The organism is Acetoanaerobium pronyense (assembly GCF_017874355.1).
In the GTDB taxonomy this organism is placed as follows: Bacteria; Bacillota; Clostridia; order Peptostreptococcales; family Filifactoraceae; genus Acetoanaerobium; species Acetoanaerobium pronyense.
Window position 1 is genome coordinate 26143 of the sequence record NZ_JAGGLI010000017.1, and the last position, 20873, is coordinate 47015.

General features: G+C 31.3%; 19 protein-coding genes. 13 read left to right on the forward strand and 6 right to left on the reverse strand.

Annotation, left to right across the window (positions count from 1 at the left end; all coding sequences use genetic code 11):
- The first annotated feature begins 130 nt into the window (after positions 1-130).
- Genes J2Z35_RS08310 through J2Z35_RS08325 form a run of 4 tightly spaced genes read left to right on the forward strand, consistent with a single transcriptional unit; the run spans position 131 to position 4749 of the window.
- A complete protein-coding gene (locus J2Z35_RS08310) occupies positions 131-1150 on the forward strand; it encodes an alpha-hydroxy-acid oxidizing protein (RefSeq protein ID WP_209660937.1) in 1020 nt (339 codons plus the stop codon).
- A gap of 60 nt (positions 1151-1210) precedes the next feature.
- Positions 1211-2614, forward strand: coding sequence for a sensor domain-containing diguanylate cyclase (locus J2Z35_RS14895; protein ID WP_209660938.1), 1404 nt, complete (start codon positions 1211-1213; stop codon positions 2612-2614).
- A gap of 27 nt (positions 2615-2641) precedes the next feature.
- On the forward strand, positions 2642-4015 hold the full coding sequence (locus J2Z35_RS08320) for an MATE family efflux transporter (protein WP_245330811.1): 1374 nt from the start codon (positions 2642-2644) through the stop codon (positions 4013-4015).
- Complete coding sequence (locus J2Z35_RS08325) at positions 4012-4749, forward strand: GNAT family N-acetyltransferase (RefSeq protein ID WP_209660939.1); 738 nt, start codon at positions 4012-4014, stop codon at positions 4747-4749. Before J2Z35_RS08320 ends, J2Z35_RS08325 begins: the two co-directional genes overlap by 4 nt.
- Here J2Z35_RS08325 and J2Z35_RS08330 read toward each other — a convergent pair.
- The gene (locus tag J2Z35_RS08330) at positions 4742-5764 is read right to left on the reverse strand and encodes a potassium channel family protein (RefSeq protein WP_209660940.1); all 1023 of its coding nucleotides are present in this window, start codon (positions 5762-5764) and stop codon (positions 4742-4744) included. The genes J2Z35_RS08325 and J2Z35_RS08330 overlap by 8 nt on opposite strands.
- 158 nt (positions 5765-5922) lie before the next feature.
- Here J2Z35_RS08330 and J2Z35_RS08335 point away from each other — a divergent pair, with 158 nt between their 5' ends.
- The gene (locus J2Z35_RS08335; RefSeq protein WP_209660941.1) at positions 5923-6075 is read left to right on the forward strand and encodes a hypothetical protein; all 153 of its coding nucleotides are present in this window, start codon (positions 5923-5925) and stop codon (positions 6073-6075) included.
- Positions 6072-7709, forward strand: coding sequence for a M20/M25/M40 family metallo-hydrolase (locus tag J2Z35_RS08340; protein WP_209660942.1), 1638 nt, complete (start codon positions 6072-6074; stop codon positions 7707-7709). The genes J2Z35_RS08335 and J2Z35_RS08340 overlap by 4 nt, the downstream gene beginning before the upstream one ends.
- A 140-nt stretch (positions 7710-7849) precedes the next feature.
- On the opposite strand, the gene J2Z35_RS08345 is transcribed toward J2Z35_RS08340, so the two are convergent.
- A complete protein-coding gene (locus J2Z35_RS08345; protein ID WP_209660943.1) occupies positions 7850-8896 on the reverse strand; it encodes a YeiH family protein in 1047 nt (348 codons plus the stop codon).
- Between the two features lie 108 nt (positions 8897-9004).
- Here J2Z35_RS08345 and J2Z35_RS08350 point away from each other — a divergent pair, with 108 nt between their 5' ends.
- The 5 genes from J2Z35_RS08350 (at position 9005) to J2Z35_RS08370 (ending at position 14030) form a co-directional block, all read left to right on the forward strand.
- Positions 9005-9895 (forward strand): LysR family transcriptional regulator, encoded by an 891-nt coding sequence (locus J2Z35_RS08350; protein ID WP_209660944.1) that lies wholly within the window; start codon positions 9005-9007, stop codon positions 9893-9895.
- A 145-nt stretch (positions 9896-10040) separates the two neighbouring features.
- Complete coding sequence (locus tag J2Z35_RS08355; protein WP_209660945.1) at positions 10041-10571, forward strand: TDE2712 family protein; 531 nt, start codon at positions 10041-10043, stop codon at positions 10569-10571.
- A gap of 35 nt (positions 10572-10606) precedes the next feature.
- The gene (locus J2Z35_RS08360; protein WP_245330817.1) at positions 10607-12301 is read left to right on the forward strand and encodes a proline--tRNA ligase; all 1695 of its coding nucleotides are present in this window, start codon (positions 10607-10609) and stop codon (positions 12299-12301) included.
- Between the two features lie 10 nt (positions 12302-12311).
- The gene (locus J2Z35_RS08365) at positions 12312-12815 is read left to right on the forward strand and encodes a GAF domain-containing protein (RefSeq protein ID WP_209660947.1); all 504 of its coding nucleotides are present in this window, start codon (positions 12312-12314) and stop codon (positions 12813-12815) included.
- A 15-nt stretch (positions 12816-12830) separates the two neighbouring features.
- On the forward strand, positions 12831-14030 hold the full coding sequence (locus tag J2Z35_RS08370; protein ID WP_209660948.1) for a BaiN/RdsA family NAD(P)/FAD-dependent oxidoreductase: 1200 nt from the start codon (positions 12831-12833) through the stop codon (positions 14028-14030).
- Between the two features lie 111 nt (positions 14031-14141).
- On the opposite strand, the gene J2Z35_RS08375 is transcribed toward J2Z35_RS08370, so the two are convergent.
- A complete protein-coding gene (locus tag J2Z35_RS08375; RefSeq protein ID WP_209660949.1) occupies positions 14142-14690 on the reverse strand; it encodes a DJ-1 family glyoxalase III in 549 nt (182 codons plus the stop codon).
- Positions 14691-14946: 256 nt separating this feature from the next.
- Between J2Z35_RS08375 and J2Z35_RS08380 the strand changes: the two genes are divergently transcribed.
- The gene (locus J2Z35_RS08380) at positions 14947-16101 is read left to right on the forward strand and encodes a double-cubane-cluster-containing anaerobic reductase (RefSeq protein WP_209660950.1); all 1155 of its coding nucleotides are present in this window, start codon (positions 14947-14949) and stop codon (positions 16099-16101) included.
- Between the two features lie 14 nt (positions 16102-16115).
- Positions 16116-16874, forward strand: coding sequence for an acyl-CoA dehydratase activase (locus J2Z35_RS08385; protein WP_209660951.1), 759 nt, complete (start codon positions 16116-16118; stop codon positions 16872-16874).
- Positions 16875-16940: 66 nt separating this feature from the next.
- On the opposite strand, the gene hydF is transcribed toward J2Z35_RS08385, so the two are convergent.
- The 3 genes from hydF to hydG are packed head-to-tail and all read right to left on the reverse strand — an operon-like array spanning position 16941 to position 20816.
- The gene (gene hydF / locus J2Z35_RS08390) at positions 16941-18140 is read right to left on the reverse strand and encodes a [FeFe] hydrogenase H-cluster maturation GTPase HydF (RefSeq protein WP_209660952.1); all 1200 of its coding nucleotides are present in this window, start codon (positions 18138-18140) and stop codon (positions 16941-16943) included.
- Between the two features lies 1 nt (position 18141).
- Positions 18142-19434 carry a [FeFe] hydrogenase H-cluster radical SAM maturase HydE gene (gene hydE, locus J2Z35_RS08395; RefSeq protein WP_209660953.1) on the reverse strand — a complete coding sequence of 431 codons (1293 nt, stop codon included), beginning with the start codon at positions 19432-19434 and terminating at the stop codon, positions 18142-18144.
- An 8-nt stretch (positions 19435-19442) separates the two neighbouring features.
- Positions 19443-20816, reverse strand: coding sequence for a [FeFe] hydrogenase H-cluster radical SAM maturase HydG (hydG, locus tag J2Z35_RS08400; protein ID WP_209660954.1), 1374 nt, complete (start codon positions 20814-20816; stop codon positions 19443-19445).
- Between the last annotated feature and the right edge of the window lie 57 nt (positions 20817-20873).

A 20873-nucleotide genomic window follows, 5' to 3' on the forward strand; every position in this document is an offset into this window, starting at 1 on the left:
AATTTTGATAATATGTAGTCATTCTAAAGAAAAATAAGATAATATTATTAAGGGAATATTAACAAAGTCTTTATAAATATATAAGCAATTTATTTTAAGGAATTATAATCTTAAATTTTGGAGGGTAAAAATGAATATTGGAGAAATAAGAGATAGTGCAAGAAATAGGATGAAAGGATTTTGCAATGTCTGTAAAGAATGCAACGGGGTGTATTGTAGCGGAAAAGTTCCAGGTATGGGTGGTGCAGGAACAGGAAATTCTATGAAAAGAAATTTTGAAATGCTATCTAAGGTTAAATTAAATTTAAAAACAATACATAATACAGTTAATCCAGATACTAGTGTAGAGCTATGGGGTATGAAGCTAGGACTTCCTTTAATTGGAGCTCCTGTTACAGGCAGTGAAATAAACATGGGAGGGTATTTAACAGAAGAGGAATACTGCAAAAATGTAGTAAAAGGATGTCTTATGGCAGATACTCTAGCAATGATTGGGGATAGCGGAAATCCAGATTTTTATTTGTCGGGACTGGATGCGATAAAAGACAATAATGGAAAAGGAATTGCAATTATAAAACCTAGAGAAAATAAAAAAATAATTGAAAATATAAAAAAAGCAGAACAAAGTGGTGCTTTGGCAGTTGGAATAGACATAGATGGAGCGGGACTTGTTACTATGGCACTTCTTGGACAGCCAGTTGGCCCCAAAAGCAAGGAAGATTTAATAGAAATAGTAAAAAGCACAACACTACCTGTAATTTTAAAAGGGATAATGTCAGTTGAAGAGGCAAAGCTTGCTGTAGAAGTAGGTGCAAAGGCAATAGTGGTTTCTAATCATGGTGGGAGAGTTTTGGATGATGCTCTTTCGTCTGTTGATGTATTGCCAGAAATAGCACAAGCTGTAAAAGGAAAGATAATAATAATGTCTGATGGAAGTGTCAGAGATGGGAAAGATATATTTAAATATATAGCTTTAGGAGCTGATTACGTACTTTCAGCAAGACCACTTATTTGGGGAGCAATAGGCTCAGGAGAAGAAGGAGTAAAACAATATATAAATCATATGAAAAACGGACTTTATCAAACAATGATATTAACTGGTGCAAATGATATAAAATCTATAGATAATAAAATGATAAAGTTGACTTAATTTACAGCTTTGAGAATCCTATCTAAAAATAGGCTAAAAAAATAAAGTTGGTGATCTAAAGTGGAACAAATTGATATAAAAATCATAAAAGAAAATGATTTACAGACTTTAAATAGTCTTATACCAAATCCTTTAATAATAATAAACTCACAGGAGATTTTATTTGCAAACAAAGAGTTTGAACTCCTTACAGGTTATTCCTTTAATGAAATAAAGGAAATTGATTTAAATCAAATAATGACCTCTCATTATAAAAAGCTTTTTTATCTTAATATAGCAAAAGCAATAAATGGAACTAATATAAATAAAAATTTTGAATTTAGGATATCTACAAAAGAAGGAAATATTTTGTGGATTGAATGTCAGTGGCAGAAGGTATCTCATAATTCAACTATTTATATTTTGGCAACTATGATAAATATAACAGATAGGAAAATTGCTGAGCATAATCTTTCTAGTCTATTAAATCTAAGAGACTCAATGCTTGAGGTAACTCAATCTATTGTAAGAACTAACTCTATTGAGGGAATTTATAGACTTATTTTAAAAAATGCTATCAAATCAATTAAAAATGCTCGGCTTGGAAGCATTATGATTAAACAAGAAGACAGTTTAAAAGTAGTTTCTCATATTGGCTTTATCGAAGACAATATAAATGATTTTGAGATACCAATAAATCAGTCATTTTTATATAAGGCAACTGATGGGAAATTGGATAATACATCAGTAATCTCAGATATCACTAAAATAGAAGGCTTTGAGCCTATAAGAACATCAGATAATGACTCTGAGTATATCAAATCCACTCTCACAGCTCCTATATATGTTAATGGAGATTTTTTTGGGATAGTAAATATAGACTCTACTGAATTTAACGCCTTTGATGAGAACGACATAAAAGTAATGGAGTTTATAAAAAACAATGTTGAAATTGCAATATCAAATCATATGCTATATGAGGAAAAGGTATATTTGTCTCAATTTGATAGCCTTACAAATCTTTATAATAGAAGTTATTTTGAAAAAATATTTTATAATATAAAAGAAAAATCTTTAAGATATGAAGAAAAATTTAACCTAGTAGTTTTTGATCTAAATGGCCTAAAATTTATAAACGACAATTTTGGGCATCTTGCAGGGGATATGGTCTTGGAACAATTTGCAAAAGGATGCTCAGGAATAATAAGAAAAAGTGATATTTTAGCTAGATATGGTGGGGATGAATTTATAGGAATCTTTTTTAATTCGAATCACAACCTTCTTTCAAAAAGATTGGATGGTTTTTTAGAAAGCTTAGAAAAAAATCCAATAAATATTGAAGGAACTAATATAAAATGTTCGTTTAGCTATGGCATAGCTACTTTTGGCGAAGATGGTATATTGTTAAATGACCTTACAAAAACTGCAGACCAAAGAATGTATAAATTTAAAATGGATTATAAAATGAAATTTCCAATAGTATAGGATCATCATTAGGGGGACTGTTTCAGTTTGAACATAACAGACAATAAATTTGAGAAAACACCTATAGAAGAGCATAGTCAGGTAACAATGCAGACTATATTTAAACTTTCATGGCCTGTTATGATTGGAATGATACTTCAGAGTTTACTCAATACAGTAGATACGTATTTCATATCAAATCTAGGAGTAAACCAAGCAGCAGCAGCTGGTATAGCCAACTCTATAACTGGAGTTATATTTGTAATATCAACTCTTGTATCTGCAGGTACTATAGCTTTGGTTTCAAGGAGCTATGGAGAAAACGATTATTTGAAAGTGAAAAGATATAGCGGAAATTCTATAGCGCTTGCTGGGTTAATTGGGATTTCTTTGGGAATATTATGTTACCTTAACGCTATATCCATAATAGAAAAGATATTTAGCCCTTCAGAAATAGTAGGGAATTTTGCTTATGAATATATTTCTATTATCTTTTTAGGAACAGTATTTGTTTTCTTAAATTCTGCTCTAAGGACTATCATACAGTCACTTGGAGATACTATGACGCCATTAATTATATTTGGATTTTCTAATATAATTAACATTTTGCTTGACTACATTTTTATTTTTCAAATGAATATGGGAATACAGGGGGCTGCAATTGCCACTGTCATATCAAACTTATTTTCCTTTATTGCAGCAATAGTAATTGTACTAATAAAAATATACGAAAAAAATATAATTTTGTTTATTGCAAATCTTAAAATACACTTTGAAACAACCTCAAGGATATTCAGAATAGGAGGATGGGCTTGCCTTCAGCAAGTGGCAAGACCAATTACGGGAATGCTTATGTTCAGTCTTGTTTATGAAGTTGGTCAAGCAGAAGGATCTGCTGCTTTTAATATAGGAAGCCAGCTTTTTAATTACACCTTTATTGTCCTTATTGGTCTTTCAACAGGAATATCAATAATGGTAGGACAGAGTCTAGGGAGAGGAAATATTCATCAGTGTGACAAAATTATAAAAGAGGGATTGAAAATTGCCTTTATTAATGTGCTTATTTTTTCATTGCCATATGTAATCTTTCCTTCATATATGATGAGAATATTTATAAAAGACCCAGCAGTTATATCATATGGAGTTTCTTATTTAAGAATAATATATATGGGGATAGTATTTGTGGTATTTACAACTACATATGGCGGCGTTTTTCAGGGAGCTGGTGACACATTTCCACCTATGCTTGCTTCAATTGTAGCAAATGTTGTATTTAAGCTCCCCCTGGCATATATTTTAGCTAAAAGCTTTAATCTAGAACTCAATGGAGTATGGTATTCTATAGCATTATCTGTATTTATTGAAGCAATAATTATATTATTTTATTTTAAAACAAATAGATGGAAGGTGTTTAAAATATGATAATCAAAACTATGCCATCCCTAGAAATAATTGACTTTTTAAAAAAAGACTATATAGTGAATTTAAATATTTTAGGAATACTGGAAAACGAAGAAGACTGTGAGATATATGTTGATTCCTTGAAAAATCCAAAAGGAGTACTTGTAAGATTGGGATATTTTAATTATATTTATACTCAAAGTGATGAGTTTTTAGAGGAGATATTAACAAAAAAATTCCAAAAAGGAAGCTTCGGTTTTTCAGGAATCAAAGAGGAAATATCAGATAAAATTAAAGGGAAATATAATCAGGATTGGGAAAATAGGTGCAGCTTATATTTTCTCAAAGAAGAAAATTTAAATACATCCTTAATAAAAAATCAAATAAGGCCAATTGATATAAAGGACGCTCCGATAATAAATGATTATTATGAATTCAAAGGAGATAAAAGTCTTCAAAGAATAGAGCAGGATATTCTTAAAAGACCTTCCTCTGGAGTTTATATAAATAAAGAACTTGTTTCATGGGTTTTAGTTCACAATGATAACTCTATGGGAATAATGTATACCAAAAAAGAGCATAGAAATAAAAACTATGCTCTTGAGGTTACAATTGATTTAGCAAAAAAGATATTAGAATCAGGGAAAATTCCATTTTTACATATAATTGATTCTAATAAAATGTCACCTAGTCTTGCAAGTAAAGCAGGATTTACAAAACATTCATATGTTAACTGGTTTGGAATATCTATTTAAAAGAGAATTTGCTTTTACTAGAGTATATTACATCTTCATCCCAGTTGTCGTAGTTTAAAAGTCCTCTTAAGTTCTTTCTCCTTGATTCGATTTTTTTGATTTCTTTGTTAAAATCATCTATTGATTTTACCGGAATATTTTTTTCTCTAAGAATCCTTAAATCAGGTATAGAAAGGGGAATATCTGAAGACTTTATATACATCTTGTTTAATATATTTAGGTAGTTGTCAATTGAAGATCTCATTCCTATAAATAATAAAGAATTAGGTTGTTTTTCGTATTCCACAGCATGTTCTAAGATAGTAAGTACCTCATCCAGTTTTACAATAGCTACAGATAGAGCTTTATTAAAATCATCTGTATGATAATAGTAAAGAAGTGGATAAGCCTTATGTTGATATGTCAAAGTACTTAGCTCACTTGATAAGGAAATTAAAAAAGAATCCATATGCTGAAAGTTTTTACCGTTCCATGAATTTACAATAATATCCTGAGGGCTTTTGCCAACGCTTGAAACGTTGATTGCAAAAGCTCTTTTTTTTACTACTGCACCTACTATGGATATTATATAGGAAGCTCCAATAGTCAACAACAACATTCCTACCCCTGTAGAAAAAGTAGACAGAATTTTCATAAGACCTGTAATTGGAACAAAGTCTCCATTTCCTAATGTAAATAATACATATCCAGAATAATAAATGATATCGATAGTTTCCATTGGGTTTCCTGTGATAGAGTTTACAATATCTTTTGAACCGCTTGCAAATACAAAAGCCCACCCTATCCATAAAATCAGAACCCAAGAAAATAAAGTAATCATTAAAATTATGGGACCAGATGCATTTAAAATCCCTGATTTTTTTGTATTTAGCCTAACTAAGATATTCCAAGTTATATTTGATAAATTTCTTGTCAAAATTCCAGCCCCTTTATCCACCCATAAGGAAGTCCAGATCATGTCTATTACAATAAAATTTACAATTGTCACTCCGATTATGAGAAATATTATATTCATAGTTATATTCTCCTTGTTATAAAACTCGCTAGTTTAAATTCGTTCCTTGATTTTAGTTATACCTAAACTTTAGAAGATTTAATCTTTATAAAAATTTTACTCATTTAACTTCAATATTAAAAGGTGAATCAGAGAGTATATGTTTATGGGAGAATATAATGGGAATAAGCTATTATCATAAAGAAAACAGTAAAAAAGACAGATGCATTAATAAAAAAAGAATGAAAGTAAAATTAATGTATGGATTATTTTGGATTATGAGAGATGTAAAAGAATATTTTGAGAAACTTTCGAAAAAGGAGATAGCATGAATAGAAGAAAACTAATAGAACCATTATTTTTAAGGCTGGTTTCTACAAGGAGCGATACTAATACTCTTTATGAAAGTGTCATCGGAGAGACTATTTTGAGCTGGATTAAATCTAGAGAATACTTTAAATCTTACCCAGAGCACGCAGGGGCCGCCTTACTCGAAGATGACACCAACAGTAGAGAAGTTATTTGGGCTCTCGTAAAAGGAAACAATCAAAATGATGAAACAATAATTCTCATAAATCACTATGACACTGTAGACTCATATGAATATGGAAAAATTCAACACTTAGCCCTTAGACCCGATGAGCTAAAAAATGAACTTTCAAAAAGAAATTTTGGGAAAAATATTAGATTGGATATAGAATCAAAAGATTGGATTTTTGGAAGAGGTACTGCTGATATGAAGGCTGGAGTAGCAATTCATTTATCACTTATTGAAGAATTTTCAAAAGAAAATTTTAATGGGAATATTTTATTTCTAAGTGTCCCAGATGAAGAAACTCTCTCAAGAGGAATGTTATTTGCTGTAAAATTAATCCATGATTTAAAAGAACAGTACAGATTGAAATATATATTAACAATAAACTCTGAGCCATACTATAATATGATGAAGAACAAAGCTATAATTTATGAAGGGTCTGTAGGTAAGATTATGCCTGTTGTTTATGTTAAAGGAGTTAAAAGTCATGTTGGAGATCCATATAATGGAATAAACCCATCTCTAATTTTAGCTAATATCCAAATGCTTACAGAGCTGAATGTAAATCTCTCTGATAAAGTGGAATTTGATGCTACACCTCCTCCTATATGGGTTAATCTAAAGGATAGAAAAAAAGCCTATGATGCATCTATTCCTGAAGCAGCTACAGGATATTTTAATTGGTTGACTTTTACTAAAACACCGACTGAAATACTTGAAAAGATGATTACTATATCAGAAAAAGCATTAGAAGTAACTTTGAATCATTTTTCAAAATCATATAGCGAGTTTTGCAAACTAACTAATGATTTAGAAGAAGAAATCGGGTTTGTACCTAATACACTTACTTTTGAAGATATATTCAAAGAAGCTATAGTAAAGGGTGGGACAAGTTTTATAAATTCTTATGAAGATTTTCAAAAAGATATAAAAGAACTTGTGGATAAAAATGAAATCACACTTCCCGAAGGAACTATAAGATTAATTGAATACACTGCTGATTATATTGATTTAGAAGGGCCATCTGTTGTAGTTGCTATTTCAGGGCCTTATTATCCTCATATATCAAATTTTTTAATTAAAAATGGAGATAGATTCACTCTTTCAAATAGAGTAAATAAAATATCCAAAGAGCTTTATAATGTAGAGTATGAAAAAAATCTATATTTTATGGGAATGTCAGATCTTTCATATGCAGGGTGGCTTGGAAATCAGGAAGATATAGATGTAATAACTGCAAATAGTCCAGGATGGGGGAACTTGTATTCAGTTCCATTTGATGAAATGAGGACCCTAGATATGCCTGTTGTAAATATTGGACCATGGGGAAAAGATCTTCATAAAATCACAGAAAGAGTTTATGGGCCTGATGTTTATGAAAGAGTTCCAGAGATAATATCTAGATTAATAAAAGAACTTTTAGACAGTTAGTGAAAAGATTAAATAATGAATTCAAAAAGGAATTAATTTTTGCTTAAGATATTTTGCAAAACTTAATTCCTTTATTTTTAAATATAATATTAATTTAAGAACTTAGCTCTTGCTAAGTATTTGTTTATTGTTATCTTTTTTCATATTTGTCCAATTAATTTTTGAACTATAAAAGAAACAATTACAACTAAAGATGAAATAATAAATCCATGAATCATAGGTGAGAATCCTGATTTAGATAGTTTTTTTAGATTTGTTTTTAAACCTATAGCACCTAGGGACATTACCATCAAAAACTTGCTCAAGCTGCTAAAGTTACTTACTAGAAAATCTGGAATAAAGCCAGTGCTCTTAATGAGTACCATACATAAGAATAAAACTATAAACCAAGGAAAAATATTTTTTATATCTACCTTGCTTTGTTTTTTCTCATCTATAATATAAGATCCATTTGCTACAAGTGCCAAAGCTTCTTTTTTTTGATTAAGTTTATTGTTGATATATGAAAATATAAGAACTACAGGAACTATAGATAGAGTTCGAGTGAGTTTGACTATTACCGCAAAATTTCCAGCAGCATCTGAAAAAGCGTATCCGGCAGCTACTACAGAAGATGTATCATTTACTGCCGTTCCTGTCCATAAACCAAATCCCATATCTGACATATTGAAATATGCTCCCATCAATGGAAATATCACTACCATTACAATATCAAAAATGAAGGTTGCAGATATGGCATAAGCAATATCACTATCTTTTGCATCTATAACTGGAGCTACTGCGGCAATTGCAGATCCTCCACAAATTCCAGTCCCAGCAGATATGAGGCTTGAAAGCTTCCAGTCCATATTTAATAATTTTCCCAATAAATAACCTCCGCCAAAGGCAGTTATTAATGTGAAAATCATTACTAATAATGATATTGCACCTACTGACAAGACCTGATTAAAGCTCAAAGACAAACCCATAAGTATGATTGCTAACCTAAGGATTTTTTTCGAGGTATAATTAAATCCTGGTATAAGAATATTGTATTTTGAAATGAAAGGATTTAACCCAATACCTAAAAGTAAAGCGATTACACCCGGTCCTATCAAATGAATAGGGAGTATATTACTTATAAAAACTGAGGCTATTGCTAAGAAAAATGCGAATATAATTCCAAAATGATTATTATTAAGATTCATGATTTCCTCCTTATCGTATTTTATGAATTGATTTTATCATTGATTTAGAATAAAATCTAATTATATATAGTTATGAGTCGATAAATATAATTTATAGGAGGAAGCCTATTGGATATAAGACTACAGTCTTTTTTAAAAGTTTGGGAATTAAAAAGCTTTACTAAAGCTGCCCAAAACTTAAATTTGACTCAACCAGCAGTTTCTCAACATATCAAATCATTAGAAAAAGAATATAATAGTCGTTTTTTAAATTATAAAGGAAAGGATCTGATCCTTACAGATTCAGGAAAGATTTTATTAGAATATGCTAATAAAATAAAACTTAGTGAAATTTTTTTTATTGAGAATATAAAACAATCAAGCTCAAAAATTAAGTCAATAAAATTTGGAGCAACCCTTACAATAGGAGAATTCACCCTCGAATCAATCTTATTTGAAATGTTTAGAAATTTCGATAATTATAATTTGGAAATTTATGTTGAAAATACTAAAAAAAATCTGGAAATGTTAGAGAAGGGAGAAATACATTTTTCATTGGTAGAAGGCTTGTTTGATAAAACAAAATACTATTTTAAGGTTCTAAAAAATGAAAAATTCATCCTTACGGTTTCAAAAGATCATAATCTTGCAACAAAATCAAATATAAGAATTGAAGACATTTTAAATGAGACTCTAATTATAAGGGAAAAAGGGTCTGGGTCAAGAGAAATACTAGAGAGGGCCTTAGTAGATAAGAATTTTAACTTAAAAAACTTTAGCCAAAAAATAGAAATTAGTAATGTGAATTTAATTAAGAGTCTTGTAAAATCCAATCTTGGTATTAGTTTTATGTATAAAGATGCTGCAAAAAAAGAGATTGATGCTGGAGAGCTTATAGAAGTCAAAGTAGAAGATTTTACAATTGAAAAAGAATTCAATTTTATATATATGGATGATGAACTTTATATTAAAGAATTAATTTATTTTTACGAATTTTTAAAACAAAATATGATAACATGATTTCTAAATTTTAAATAAAATCAGTAAGTTTCTATAGAAAAACTTTAATTGAACTATTAAGATATATAGTACAAACAATTGAATTATAGTCTAATATAGGATAATCTATTCTTAACAAATACACAATATTGAGGAGTGAATATAAATGATTAAAACAATAAAAGTAAATCTTGAAGTGATGGAATCTATGCTTTATTTTTGGCAGGCAACAAAAGATAGAGAAAAAGTTGGAGAAGCATATATCATGAGTATTGCCGATAAAAATGAAATGAAAGAAATTTATGAAGATGATTTCACATCAGAATCTGTAAGACTTGTCCTAAGCGCAATATCAAATAGAGAAATCTTAAATAGCACAAACAAAAAAGAAAGAAAATTTTGGAATAATAATATGTGGATGATGGAAGATATGGATTATATGAATCTTATGCTTGCGCCTCTTAAAACATTAAACCTAGATAGCATAAAAGATAATTTGAAAAATATAGATACAAATGCAGAAGAACTTGAGGTTGTTTTTGTCCCAGGACACCACGATGTATACAAAGTCTCTAAAAATAAGCTTATTATAAACTTCTTTAGAGTAAAACCTGATTTATTTGATGAGTCTGTGATTACAATTGAAGATAAGGAAATCAAAGCTTTTATAGAAGAAAAACTAAAAGAAATAATTTAATATAAATACTATTAAAGAGGTGATTACCTGTGAAAATGTCAAAAATGTTTTTTACTACTATGAAGGAGACTCCTTCTGATGCTGAAATAACAAGTCATATCCTTATGATGAGAGCAGGACTTATTAAAAAAACTGCTTCAGGAATATATAATTATATGCCCCTTGGACTTAAAACTATAAAAAAAATAGAAAACATAGTTAGAGAAGAAATGAACAGGGCAGGAGGTCAGGAAATACTATGTTCTGCTATTATTCCTTCTGAGCTTATTGAAGAGTCAGGAAGATGGAGTCTATATGGAGACGAAATGTTTAGACTTAAGGATAGACATAGTAGAGATTTTTGTTTAGGCCCAACCCATGAGGAAGTTTTCACGGATATAATAAGAAATGAAATCAAGACATATAAGCAGCTTCCTATAAATATTTACCAGATTCAGACAAAATATAGAGATGAAAGAAGGCCTAGATTCGGTATTATGAGGGCAAGAGAGTTTGTCATGAAAGATGCCTACAGCTTTGATAGAGATTTTGAAGGACAAGATAGTTCTTTTCAGAATATGTATGATGCTTACAATAAAATTTTTGAAAGATGTGGTCTTGAATTTAAAGCAGTGGAAGCTGATTCTGGAGCAATAGGTGGAGTGGGCTCTGTTGAGTTTATGGTTAAATCAGAAGTTGGCGAAGATGCTGTAGTTTTTTGCAGCAACTGTGACTATGGCGCAAATCTTGAAAAAGCTCAAGCTATAGTTCAAGAGCATATAGGGGAAGACAAAAAGATAATCGAAAAAATTCACACACCAGCAATTAGGTCTATAGAAGAGCTATGCGATTTTTTCTCTTGTGATGGTGCTAAATTTGCAAAAACTCTGATTTACAAAGCAGACGATAAGACTGTTGCAGTAATACTTCGTGGAGATAGAGAAGCAAATGAAATAAAGATTAAAAATGCAATAGGAACCGTAATAGATTTTGATATGGCAGATGAGGAAACTGTAAAAGCTGTTACAGGGGCTCCAGTTGGATTCGCAGGACCTGTTGGCATCAAAACTGATATATTATTAATTGATCAGGAAATAGCAAATGGATTCAATTTTATAACAGGAGCAAACGAAGAAGACTATCATATTGCAAATGTAAACTATCCTGAAGATTTTGATGGAGTTGTTGGAGATTTTAGAAATGTAGAAGAGGGAGAAGCTTGTCCTGTATGTGGTTCACCTATTACTATTGCAAGAGGCATAGAGGTTGGACATATTTTCAAGCTTGGAACAAGATATTCTGAGGCTATGAACTGCAACTTTACTGATGAAAATGGTAAAATAAATCCTATGGTAATGGGATGCTATGGCATTGGAATCACAAGAACAATTGCAGCAATTATTGAGCAGTACAATGATGAATTTGGAATCAAATGGCCAAGACAAATAGCTCCATTTGAAATTGCTGTAGTTCCAGTTATGACCAAAGATGAAGATCAGCTAAAAGCCGCAGAAAAGATATATACACAGTTAATGGATTTAGGTTATGATGTAATACTGGATGATAGAAATGAAAGGGCTGGAGTAAAATTTAAAGATATAGATTTAATTGGGATTCCAGTTAGAATTACTATCGGAAAGAAGCTTAAAGAAGGGAAAGTAGAGCTAAAGTTAAGAACTGAATCAGAAAGTACGGATATAACTTTAGATGAGCTTTACCCAAAGATAGAAAACTTAATGAAGACACTATAAGGAGAAAAAAATGGCCATAAAACTAAATGGAATAGAAAAAATGAATGCAGAGCAAAGACTTAAATATATGCTTGTACTTCTTGAAGGACAGTTGAGCTCAGAAAGTGACGAACTTGCAAATATATCAAATGCGATGGCTCTTATTAAAGCTTTAGTTGAAGATTTAAACTGGGCAGGAGTCTATTTGATGAAAAATGAAGAGCTTGTACTAGGACCATTTCAAGGCCTTCCAGCTTGCAACAGAATAAAACTTCAAAATGGAGTTTGTGGAGCAGCTGCCACAAGAAGAAATACCATGTTAGTTCCAAATGTGGAAGAATTTGAAGGTCACATAGCTTGTGATTCTGCCTCCAAATCAGAGCTTGTAGTACCAATAATAAAAGATGATATAGTTTATGGGGTATTGGATTTGGATAGCCCGTCTTTAAATAGATTCACTGATTTAGAAAAAAATTATATGGAAAAGTTTGTAGATAAATTAAATGAATATATAAATTGGGAAAGATTTTTATAATTTGGAGGTTATGATTTGAAGGAAATAGTGATTATAGGAGCAGGCCCTGCAGGAATGATGGCAGCAATTAAGGCCTCTAATAAAGATTGCAACGTAACAATAATAGAAAAAAACAATATGTTAGGAAAAAAGCTACTCATTACTGGTGGCGGCAGATGTAATATAGCAAGCAATGTTTCAAATGAGGAATTTTACTCTCATATAACAGAAAATCCTAAATTCTTGTATAGTGCACTTAATTATTTTTCAAAGGATGATTTACTAGATTTCTTCGAAAATGAAGGAGTTAGTTTTAAGATAGAAGGAAATAAAATATACCCTCAGGATAATTCAGCAGAAGGGATACTAAGTGTTCTTGAAACCTTACTTATATCAAATAAAGTAAACTTAAGGCTAAAAGAGCAAGTTACTGATTTGATTATAGAAAATGAAGAAATCAAAGGAGTAATAACAAATAAAGGTGAGATAAAAGCGGACAAGGTAATAGTATGTACCGGGGGAATGAGCTATAGTAAAACAGGCTCAGATGGAGCTTTTTTTAGCGTCCTAAAAAGTAAAAACATAAAAGTAAGTAAGTTTTATCCGGCTCTTGTTTATATCAACCTTCACAAAGGAGAGGAAGACAATCTAGTTGGAATAAGTATATCAGATGTAGTTCTTACAGCTAAGGCTGATAAAAAAATATACAAAGTAACTGGAGATATTTTATTTACACATAATGGAATCAGTGGCCCTGCAGCACTTGATATGAGCAGCTATATATCAAAATACGAAGGAAAAGATATAGATTTAAGGATAGATTTTTTACCACATTATTCACAGAAGAAGCTCCTAGAATTGCTTCTTCAAAAAAATAAAAAAAATATTGTTAATAGGTTTAAAGGTATTCTTCCAGTTGAAATCTTAAAAAGAATCATGAAGGATTACAATGAAAAAGATATTTTTAATCTCAATAAAAATGAAATAGATGAAATAATAAAACAAATAAAAGAATATAAATTAGACGTAAAATCATTTGGTTCTATTGAAAACAGTATGGTTACTAAGGGTGGAGTAGATTTGAAACACATAAAGCCATCAACATTAGAGTCTAAATTAGTAAAAAATCTATATTTTGCAGGAGAAGCCCTTGACTTAGATGGAAATACAGGGGGCTATAATCTCCAGATTGCTTTTTCTACTGGAGCACTTGCAGGAGATAGTGCATCTGAATAATAAAAACCCTCTAGTATAGGAAAATCTATCCTATCTAGAGGGTTTTTAATGGATAAAATCTATTAAACTTTATTTAAAATCTAGTTGATTTATAGAAAAATATTTATGAATTTAAGAGGAGTAAAGTATTTCTTTTGCAATTTTATGGGAAAGTTCTTTTGAAGATATAGTTTCTACCATATAAAGTCCAAATTTTAATGCAGTCCCAACTCCTCTAGAGGTTATTATATTATCATCTTGGACGATATCTTCTTCAATATATAAAGAATCCTTGAAGGTTTCCTTTAAAGCTGGAAATGAAGTCGCTTTTTTGCCATTGAGTATATCCAAATCATAGAGTACTGTTGGAGCCGCACAAATTGCAAAAATTAGATTTTTATTTTTATTTGCAGCTAGAATATGATGCTTTACCATAAATGAATTTTTTAAATTTTGGGTCCCAGGCATACCACCAGGCAAGAAAATCCCATCATCATTTTTTATTTTTACATTTTTAATTAGTTCATCACACTGCAAAATAATACCATGTGCACCTTTTACTAAAAGAGAGTCTTCCTTTACTGATACAGTTTGTACATCAATATTGGCTCGTTTTAAAATATCTATAGGAGCTACTGCTTCTGTTTCTTCAAAACCATCTGCTAAAAATACATATATCATTTCTTTTCCTCCTTTTAATAAACCTTACCCAAATTTATTTTTTTATACTCATTTTTGTATCTTTATTATAGCTGGTGATTAGACCAAGCAAAGTTTATTAGGAAATAATATCTTATATTTATAAAAATTATCAGCTTTATAGAATATTTCTATAAATGTAATAGAGAAACTTGATTAGACTTGTTAAAAAAACTACTTTATCATTGAGATAGGTGAAGGATTTATACACTGAAATAATATAATTTGGAGGTTTAATATGGAGCTTAGAAAAGAATTGCCTGAGATTTTTGAAGAATTTGCAGAAGCTAGAAGAAACGGGTTTATGCTTGCAAAAGATTTAAAAGAAAAAAATGTACCTATGGTTGGAACTTTCTGTACATATATGCCTCAAGAGCTTCCACTTGCAATGGGAGCAGCTGTTGTATCTCTTTGCGCTACATCAGACGAAACTATTGGAGAAGCAGAAAAAGATCTTCCTAGAAACCTTTGTCCATTAATCAAATCTAGCTATGGTTTTGGTAAAACAGACAAGTGCCCATATTTTTATTTTTCAGACATAGTTGTGGGTGAAACAACATGTGATGGAAAGAAAAAAATGTATGAATATATGGGAGAGTATAAAGATGTTCATGTAATGCAGCTTCCAAATACTCAGATAGGACAAGATTCTTTTAATCTATGGAAAAATGAAATCATAAAGTTAAAAGATATACTTGAAGAAAAATTTGATACAAAAATTACAGAAGATCATATAAAAAGTGCTATTAATTTAAAAAACAGAGAAAGAACTGCTTTAAAGAATTTTTATGCCCTTGGAAAGCTAGATCCACCTGCGATAACAGGAGGGGATATTCTAAAAGTACTTTATGGTTCGACTTTCAAATTTGATAGAGAGCAAAGTATAAAAGAAGTAGAAGCTTTAACTCAAAAGATAACTGAAGAATATAACGAAGGTAAAGTTTTAGAAAGAAAGCCAAGAATATTAATCACAGGATGTCCAATAGGAGGAGTTACGGAAAAGGTAGTAAAAGCCATAGAAGATAACGGAGCAAATGTAGTATTTTTTGAAAACTGTATGGGAGCTAAAGCAATAGAGGACTTAGTATCAGAGGAAAAAGAAGATGTATATGAAGCTTTAGCTGAAAAATATCTTTCTATAGGATGTTCATGTATGACTCCTAATGACAATCGTATTAAGATGCTTGATAGAGCAATAGATGAATACAAGGTAGATGGAGTAGTTGATGTAATACTTCAAGCCTGTCATACCTATGCTATTGAAACATTAAATATAAAAAGATTTGTAAATGGTTCAAAAGACATTCCTTATATGAGTATAGAGACTGATTATTCAACATCTGATATAGGGCAGTTAAATACTAGAATGGCTGCATTTGTAGAAATGATTTAATTAAGGAGAGATTTATGCTAATACTTGGGATTGACTCTGGGTCAACCACAACAAAAGGGGTTTTATTTGACGGAAAGAATGTTTTGGACTCAGTAATAGTATCTACTGGCTCTAGCCCAAAAGAAGCAATGAAGGAAGTTTATAGGATATTAAAAAAAGACAATGACGTATATACTGTAACCACAGGATATGGAAGAAATCTGCTTGAAGGCCTTTCGGACAAAAGTGTAACCGAAATCACTTGTCATGGGAAGGGAGCATCCTATCTTTGTCCTGGAATTAGTGCGGTTATAGATATAGGAGGGCAGGACAGTAAAGTAATAAAACTAGATAGAGATTCAAATATCGTTGATTTTGCAATGAATGACAAATGTGCTGCTGGAACAGGTAGATTTATAGAAGTTATGATGAGAACCCTTAAACAGGAAATAAGCAATATTGATAGTTTTATTGAAGGAGAAAATCCACTAAAAATAAGTAGTATGTGTACTGTATTTGCGGAAAGTGAAATCGTGAGTCTTTTGGCAAAAGAGGAAAAAGCTGAGTCCATTGCAATGGGCATAGTTGATTCGATTTGTGAAAGAACGGCAATTTTTGCCAGAAAACTAAATTTTGATGGGAGCATATTTTTTAGTGGTGGACTTTCAAAGAGCAAAGTTATTACAAGTGTTCTCAGTGAAAAGCTTAGGCAAGAGGTTCTAACTCATGAAAATTCTCAGCTGACAGGAGCGATAGGAGCTGCAGTCATTGGAAGTAAAAAAATAAGAGGATAAAAAAATAACATTAGATTGGAAAATCCCAGTGTGAAATTCATTCATACTGGGATTTTGTAATATTTCTTATAGAAAAGGGGATAAAGCTCTATCAAGAACTCCAAAGACTTTGGATATCAGTACCCCGTAATTAACTATAGGAACACCTTCCTCAAATGCCCTATATACTCTATTTTCCATTTCCTTGGAATTGAGCATACAGCCTCCGCAGTGAACTATAAGATCATATTCTTTTATTTTAGAACTTTCAGGGTATGAAGTTCCTGAATAAAAATCATAATCAAGCTCAGAGGACGATATGCTTTCAAGCCATTTTGGAATCTTATCTCTTCCTATATCACCTTGCTGTCTATGGTGAGTACATCCTTCACAAATTAAAACCTTGGATTTTGGCTTTAGTTTTTCTATAGAGTTTGCTCCATCTGCAAGAATCGAGAGCTCACCTTTAAATCTAGCAAATAATATAGAAAAGGATGTAAGTGGTATATCTTCATCTACAATCTTGCTTACAGACTCAAATGCTTGAGAGTCTGTAATTACAAGCCTAGGTTTTTCTGATATTTTCTTTAGAGTTTCATCAAGCTCTGTATCTCTACATATTACAGGGATACCACCATGGTCTAGTACATCTCTTATTACTTGCTGCTGAGGAAGTATCAGTCTTCCCTTTGGAGCCGCCTTGTCTATAGGTACTACAAGTACTACATAATCAAGTGGATTTATAAGATCACCAACAAGTTTTTTTTCTTCAGTATTTGGATTTATCTTAGATAGATATTCCTTTAAATCATTTATACCAACACCTGTGCTAGCGCTACATCCTATAAAGGGAATTCCTAGTTCATTTTCGAAATCTTTAATTATGCTTTTTTGAATATTATCCTCTAGCTTTGAGGCTACACCTATTATTGGGATATTTTTTTCTTTTATCATTTCAATAGTTTCTTTGTCAAAACTACTCACACATTGCATACTATCAACTACATATATTGCTATTTCTGTTTTATTTAGAACTTCCAGAGTTTTTTTAACTCTAAGCTCTCCAAGATCTCCTTCATCATCAATTCCAGCAGTATCTATTAAAACAACAGGACCAAGTGGTAGGATCTCCATGGATTTATACACGGGGTCTGCAGTAGTTCCTGGGACTGGAGAAACAAGTGCAAGCTCTTGATTTGTAAGTGCGTTTATAAGAGATGATTTACCTGCATTTCTTTTTCCAAAGATTCCTATATGTAGCCTAAAGGCTCTAGGCGTTTGAAGCATATTAAACCTCCTTAGATTTAGTTAAATAAAGTGGGAGTTTTCTACCAGCTTCTTTTATAGACTCTATTGCATAATCCAGTCCGACTTCACTTTTATTTGAATAGATAACATAATTTTCTCTATAAGTTTCTGGCGTGTTTACAAGCATAAGGGAATTGGCTCCACTTATTAGTGCCTTGGCCTGTGCAGACCTATCCACAGTAAGAAGTGCAGTAGTTGCTGGGATAAATACTCTTTGACAGACAAGCCTAGTCACTGCCACAGCTTTTAAAGTCATGCGAACATCTCCATGGGGTAGATTTTCATATGGAGTGTTCTTAGCGGGAACAAAAGGTCCTATTCCAATCATATTAATTCCCATGTCCTTAAAAAACATTATATCCTTTGCAATATCCTCCTCTTTTTGCATTGGAAGACCTATTATTGCTCCATTACCATTTAGATATCCTAAAGACTTTATTTTTTGTATACATTTAAGCCTATTTTCCATATCTCCATCTGGATGAATTTCATCAAATATAGCTTTATTTGTAGTTTCTATCTTAAGAAGATAATTGTCAGCTCCACATGATTTGAAATACTCATATTCCTCAAGCTCTCTTTCACCTATAGATAGAGTAATCTTTAGGCCTGTTTCATTTTTTATTCTTTTTAATATATTTCCCATTATTTCTTTAGTATAATGTGGATCCTCTCCTGATTGTAGAATTACAGTTTTAAGGCCCATATTTTTTATATCATTTACAATTTCAAGGATTTCGTCTTCAGACATTCTATAGCGCTCAAGTTCAAGATTATCTTTTCTAAGACCACAGTAGTTACAATCTTTGATACAGTAGTTTGAAAACTCAATAGCTCCTCTAATGTCAACTACATCACCAACTACTTTTTTTCTCATCTCATCTGCCAGTTCAAATAGTGCTTCCTGCTCTGCAGGTCTATCAGTTTTCAAAAGATAAAGTACATCTTCATAAGCTAGCTCTTTTCCTTCTTCTATACTTTTGGTAATTTCCTTAAATTCCAGACTTATATGTTTGTCTTTTAATTTTTTCACAATATTATCTAGTTTTTCATGTAAATCTTCATAGATACCTTCCACATTTACATCGTGGGATTTTAGCAACTCTTTAGATTTTTCAAGGTCTTGTTCACTTACTCTAATAGCAATAGCACAGACAGAACCATATTCTTTTGGAGCAGGAACAAGAACTGTATTTATTGAGTTTTCTTTTAGCAAGTTGTCGCCCTTTAGCATATTGCTGGTTGATGATGTCATAATCAAATAATTTTTCATAGTTCCTCCTACATAAACAGGTCTTTTTCACCATTTTCTATTCTTTTGAGCCTAGATAATACTTCGTCTTTTATCGGTTTTTCAGTTATTTTCATAAGTTCTTTTTCTATTATAATATTTCCTTTTGAAATGAGCTCTGTATCAGTTGTTCCCATAAGCTTTTCCTTTAAAGTTATTATTGCATTAGGTTGACAAAATTTGCTGATATCGGCTTCCTTTGCTAAGTTCATAAAAGCCTCTCCTGTTCTATTTGATCTGTAACAGGCAGTGCAAAAACTAGGAAGATGATCTTGGTCTATTATAGTATTCAATATCTCATCAAGAGATCTCTCATCAGAGGTTTCAAATTGATCCTTTCTTTGCTTATCATGGGCATAGCCTCCAGGTCCAGTTTTTGAAGCAGCTGACATTTGGGAAACTCCTAGCTCTAATAGTTCATCTCTAAGATATGCATTTTCTCTAGTCGAAAGTATGATACCTGTATATGGAACTGCTAGTCTATATATACACACGACTTTTTTTAATTCTTCATCAGTAAGCTCATATGGAACTTTATCTAGTCCTGAGCCATGAGCAGGTCTAAGTCGTGGTATTGATATAGTATGAGGACCTACTCCATATTTTGTATCCATATATTCCGCATGAACAAGTGTGGCAAGAACATCAAATTTATAATCGTAAAGGCCTAGCAGGACACCTATTCCATAATCATCTATCCCTGCTTCAAGTGCTCTTTCAACTGCAGTTAATCTATAGTCATAATCTCTTTTTGAACCAGATATATGCATTTTTTTATAAGTGTCTCTATGATAAGTTTCTTGAAAAATTTGAAAAGTTCCTACTCCAGCAGCTTTGAGTTTTTTAAATTCTTCAACTTCCATAGGCGCTGCATTTACATTGATTCTTCTGATATCTGAATTATTATATATAAGATCCATTGCAGAAGTTATATGGTCAATATCGGTTATCCTTTTGTCTTCACCGCAAACTAAAAGAATCCTTTTATGTCCCATTTCTTCGAGAAGTCTAACTTCACTCATGATTTCATCATTCAAAAGGGTTTTTCTTTCAAGGTCTTTATTTAGTGACCTAAAACCACAGTAAAGACAGTTATTAGTGCACTCGTTGCTTGTATAAAGAGGAGCAAATATAACTATTCTATTTCCATATATATGCTCCTTGATTTCTTTTGATGTCTTATACATATATTCTAATACTTCAGGGTCATTTATTTGAAGGAGCACAGAGGCCTCCTTTGCAGAAAGACCTGTCATACTTCTTGACTTGTCTATAATTGCAATAGCTTCAGACTTGCTAGTATTTAGAGAAGCTTCCAAAAGGCTTTCTATATACTCTTCGTTTATTATTTCAAAAGTGGACATTAACTAACCTCCTAAATTGACTTTCCAAATGATTATATCAAAAATTTAACGAAGTAG